Source organism: Bradyrhizobium valentinum, assembly GCF_001440405.1.
Taxonomy (GTDB): Bacteria; Pseudomonadota; Alphaproteobacteria; order Rhizobiales; family Xanthobacteraceae; genus Bradyrhizobium; species Bradyrhizobium valentinum.
Genome location: NZ_LLXX01000221.1, coordinates 1 through 255, shown reverse-complemented (window position 1 = coordinate 255; position 255 = coordinate 1). Strand labels below are relative to the sequence as shown.

Here is a 255-nt window from a genome sequence, read left to right as displayed (position 1 = left end):
CAGCGCCGAGCGCACCTTGCGCTGAACCACGGTCAGTTCAATCATCTTGGCGATGAAGATGGTCCAGGTCACCAGCGAAGCAAATGCAAGGCCGATCATCACCGCCTTGACCACCACGTCGGCCGACTTGAACATAGTCCACGGCGACAATTCCTTGAGCTCGGCGGCCGCGGCCTTCAGCAATTTACCCTCGCGCTCGGCCGGCGTCGCCGCCGCATCGGAAGGCGCGGCCGGCGCGGCAGTCGCCGTCGGCTG

The 255-nt window shown here is 65.1% G+C and carries 1 pseudogene; it reads right to left on the bottom strand.

The window, feature by feature from the left end:
• Window positions 1-255: pseudogene (locus tag CP49_RS48390) on the bottom strand (tonB-system energizer ExbB); the annotation flags it as partial.